Source organism: Psychroflexus sp. MES1-P1E (genome assembly GCF_002836055.1).
Classification (GTDB): Bacteria; Bacteroidota; Bacteroidia; order Flavobacteriales; family Flavobacteriaceae; genus Psychroflexus.
In genome coordinates this window covers 1-3,769 of sequence record NZ_PJBS01000200.1, presented here as the reverse complement: position 1 = coordinate 3,769, position 3,769 = coordinate 1, and the positions used below count along the sequence as shown (strand labels likewise).

At 31.8% G+C, this 3,769-nt stretch carries 5 protein-coding genes and 1 pseudogene; 1 reads left to right on the top strand and 5 read right to left on the bottom strand.

Features of this window, described 5'->3' with window-relative positions; translation table 11 throughout:
* The first annotated feature begins 42 nt into the window (after positions 1-42).
* Positions 43-558, top strand: a complete 516-nt coding sequence (locus CXF67_RS08625) for an AraC family transcriptional regulator (protein WP_102088391.1) — start codon at positions 43-45, stop codon at positions 556-558.
* 85 nt (positions 559-643) lie between these two features.
* Here the strand turns inward: CXF67_RS08625 and CXF67_RS08620 are convergent, their stop codons facing one another.
* The 5 genes and pseudogenes from CXF67_RS08620 to CXF67_RS08605 form a co-directional block, all read right to left on the bottom strand.
* Positions 644-1,441 (bottom strand): carbohydrate kinase family protein, encoded by a 798-nt coding sequence (locus CXF67_RS08620; protein WP_102088390.1) that lies wholly within the window; start codon positions 1,439-1,441, stop codon positions 644-646.
* 256 nt (positions 1,442-1,697) lie between these two features.
* Positions 1,698-2,090, bottom strand: a complete 393-nt coding sequence (locus CXF67_RS08615) for a hypothetical protein (protein ID WP_102088389.1) — start codon at positions 2,088-2,090, stop codon at positions 1,698-1,700.
* Positions 2,091-2,252: 162 nt separating this feature from the next.
* The gene (locus CXF67_RS18180; RefSeq protein WP_180957934.1) at positions 2,253-2,405 is read right to left on the bottom strand and encodes a hypothetical protein; all 153 of its coding nucleotides are present in this window, start codon (positions 2,403-2,405) and stop codon (positions 2,253-2,255) included.
* 211 nt (positions 2,406-2,616) lie between these two features.
* A complete protein-coding gene (locus CXF67_RS08610) occupies positions 2,617-3,189 on the bottom strand; it encodes a porin family protein (RefSeq protein ID WP_102088388.1) in 573 nt (190 codons plus the stop codon).
* Positions 3,190-3,438: 249 nt separating this feature from the next.
* Positions 3,439-3,769, bottom strand: a pseudogene (locus CXF67_RS08605) (hypothetical protein); the annotation flags it as partial.

The window sequence follows — 3,769 nt, the reverse complement described above, 5'->3', positions numbered from 1 at the left end:
CTTTTATAAAAGAATTGCCAATTATAATTCATATTTCTGGTATTGAAAAAAAAAAAATCATGGTTAGAAAGTATTACAAATCTGATTATTCAAGAAGCTGGGAGTGAAAACTCCGGAAAAAATGTTATTGTCAATAAATTAGGAGAAGTATTATTTATACTTCTCCTAAGAGCTTATATGCAGAAGAATAGTAAAAAGAGTGGCTTTATTGCTGCTATGCAGGATGAACGAGTAGGAAAGGTTTTAAAATCACTACATCAAAAACCTGAACTGGATTGGCAAGTAAATTCAATGGCAAAAATTGCTGGAATGTCTAGAACAAGTTTTAGTAATCACTTTAAGAAACTAACAGGAATAACTCCATTTAACTACATAACACAATGGCGAATTTTAGAGGCTATAGATCTTTTAAGAGATAGTAATAAATCAGTTAGCGAAATAGCGGAAAAAGTAGGCTATTTGTCAGAAGCAGCGTTTAATAGAGTATTCAAGAAAAGAGTTGAACATACACCTTTGAAGTTTAGACAACTGTCTAATGATACTAATGTCTCGTCCTAAAATACGATCCAGAGGAAAATCCGTAGGATTTTCCGAGTGCACACAGACTTATGCAATTGATTATACACATTGTTATATCCAGTTTTTATTCTTCTTCAACTCCACCTGCAAAATTCAAAACTTTACTAGCAGCAATTGAAGCTTCTTTTAATGATTTTTCTATATCTTTAGTTTTCAGCCATTCAATACTAAAGGCTGCTTGAAAAGCGTCTCCACAACCTGTTGTGTCAACAATTTTATCAACTTCAATCGCTTTTTGGTAATATCTTTTATTTTCAAAAAGGGCTACACTACCTTTTGCTCCTAAAGTCGGCACTATTAGTTTTCCCTTTTGGGAAGAAAGTTCTTGTAGTTCATCCAACATATCTTCTTTACCACTCAGAAAAACAATGTCGATATTGTCTATATGTTCTTTGATGAAGTCAATTCCTAAATAATCTAAAAAATCAATAACTATTAATTGATTTTCATTTCGTCTCTTTAAAAGTTCTTTCAAGTTTGGGTCACCCGCTGGCATTGCAACAATTTTACTGTCAGCCAAAGACTTCCAATCACTTTCTGATAATCTAAACTTATCAAATGCGCCTCCATTCCAGCTATCGTTTTTAAAATATCTGTCTCCTTTTTCATTAATGAAAATTTTATTTGATGCAGTCGTTTCGTTAATCTGGTATAACCTAGAACGATTTATATTTAATTTATCTAATTGGTTTTCTATTAGTTTTCCAAATCTATCTTTTCCAATTGCCCCAATTACTGAGGTATCTTCATATCCTAAAAGTTTGCATTGAATAGCAAAGTTCAATGAATTTCCTCCAACGTAAATTTCATCCAATTCAGGAAATAAATCCACACAAAAGGAGGTTAAAGCTGTTATTTTCATTTTCTTTTTTTTTAAATGTCTCGTCCTAAAATACGTCTACAGGTTATTGAATAAGATAAAGCTGCATTTTGGTGCACTTTATAAGGTATTTCGTAGTTTAGTTTTTAAGCCTTTTGCGAACAGTTTACGTAATAAGAATAGTTGCATTATTTAATCAATTAATTCAGTAAATTCAAACCGAATAGAACATAGCTGAAGTTTTCTGAAGTAGGCTACTACGACTAGCAATAAATTACATATAGTGCTTTAGCACGTTTTAATCAGGCATAGATATTATTTCAAATTTCAAACCTTTTTCTATTTTGTAATTTTTATTAAAATTTGGCGATTTTATTCCAGCATATATCATTCCAGCTGCCGGGATAGTTAACCAAAATGCTGCTGAATTAGCAAATACGCCAATTATAACACCAACACCAGCTGTTATAGCACCACCGTAAATCAGAAATCCTAAGGTTAATATATACGTTAATGGAGGGTTACGTTTTAATTCACTAAAATCAGTTAAGTTTATTCGAACATTATCAATAATAATGACGCTATTTTCTAATTTAAAACTAACTTTAATCTTCAGCTCATCTAAAGTCGTTAATTTTATTCTTCTATTTTCTTTGATGATTTTTTCTTTACTGGTGTTTAAATTTGTCATTTTTATATCATTGCTTTTTTTTTATTAGATGCCAAAATATGTCAATGGTTACGTAAAATGTGCTTCAACAGTTATGTATAAAAATGGTAAAAGAAACAGACCACCAGGAAAATTCACGAGTTTTCCAATGGAATATGATCAAGCCATAGCCTAAATACGTTATTAGTAGCAAGGTTTCTTGGGGTCTATCTCTTTCCATTCTACAATGATTTCTGTCACATCTCTATCCTCTTTGTCAATATAAAAACGACGGTCACCATCAAAGAACGCTACTTCTTTTATGCCATCTTTGTATTTTACCATTACATCTCTCATTACTTTGAGTTGTTCGGTTCTTGAAACCGCAACCCAGTAGTTGTTGCTTCCTTTAATGCATCTGAACAAGCATTGCGAACACGTCCGTCAGTTATTTCAAGCGTATCCGCACCCTGCAAGCAAAGGCTTTTTAATAAAATTTATTTAGTTTCACTCATTTTTATATTTATGCCTTACTGACAACTGACTTTCCATTCCATTTTGGTCCATCTTAAAACTTATATCCCAAAGACATTTGAAATACACTATTTTTAACATCAGGGTTTTCCCCAACTGTTGTAATACCGTAATTATAGCGTACTTGCGCAAACAGATTAGAATTGAAATTATATCCCAAACCAGCATTAAGTCCAAAATCAAAACTTGAAGCATCTATATCAGCATCAGGAATTGAACTATCATCAAATTCTGCCTTGTCATTTAGTAAAAATGACGCTTGTGGTCCTGCTTCTACACTAAACTTTTCAGACAGGTAATATTTTACCATCAAAGGAATTGTGAGGTAATCAACTTTGATTTTTAATGAATTTTGAACTTCTGAACCTTGTGTGGAATACAATAATTCTGGTTGAAGTGAGATTTTTTTGTTGAGCTTAAATTCGGCAAATCCACCAACATGAAAACCAAATAAACTATTTTCACCCACGTCTCCTCCGGTAAAGTTTGAAATGTTAAGACCTGTTTTTAATCCAAAATCGACATTTTGTGCTATCATTGAATTTGATAGTCCTAAAATTGCAATAGTTGATAGTAATAAAATTCTTTTCATAATTGTTTTTTTCATAATTGTTTTTATTTTGATTTAATATGACAGCTTTTTTGTTTGCCTGTATTTTTCGTTTAGATACAAGGAATGCTGAAAGGTTACAAGTTATTTTTTTTATTAAAACCGATATCCAACTCTTAAGTGTAAATTCAAATCAACTTCGCTTTTGTTTTCAAGAAACCCAGCTTGTTTAGCAAAAGTGCATCTGTATCCAATTCCGAATCCCGTTTCATAAGTGAAGTGTTTTCCAATATTTCGTCTAATTCCCTAAGTTGGTATGATTGAAATGTCACTAACTATTCTTATATTATCAGTGTTTGAAATAACAAACCAATCTGGATGATAACTTGTTTTTAGTGAGATAAAATTTCCGCTATTTCCGTCAATTCTGCGTGATTTCTCTACTCTTTTATTCAGGTTATAATAAAGTCTTGGTTCAAGCGTAATTACTGGTGTCAATAAAAACCCAGTTCCATCATAAAAATCTCCTCCCCAAATTCCGCTGTCAAATCCGATTTCAGAACGCAATGCTATTGAATTTAATATCTTCAATTCATTATGCGCCCAAATTCCTAAAAATCCAGTTTGGATACCATAG

Excerpts from the sequence above, each read along its gene's own strand:
- CXF67_RS08620 (WP_102088390.1), bottom strand. The coding sequence starts at position 1,441 with ATGAAAATAACAGCTTTAACCTCCTTTTGTGTGGATTTATTTCCTGAA.
- CXF67_RS08615 (WP_102088389.1), bottom strand. The coding sequence starts at position 2,090 with ATGACAAATTTAAACACCAGTAAAGAAAAAATCATCAAAGAAAATAGA.
- CXF67_RS18180 (WP_180957934.1), bottom strand. The coding sequence starts at position 2,405 with ATGAGAGATGTAATGGTAAAATACAAAGATGGCATAAAAGAAGTAGCG.
- CXF67_RS08610 (WP_102088388.1), bottom strand. The coding sequence starts at position 3,189 with ATGAAAAAAACAATTATGAAAAGAATTTTATTACTATCAACTATTGCA.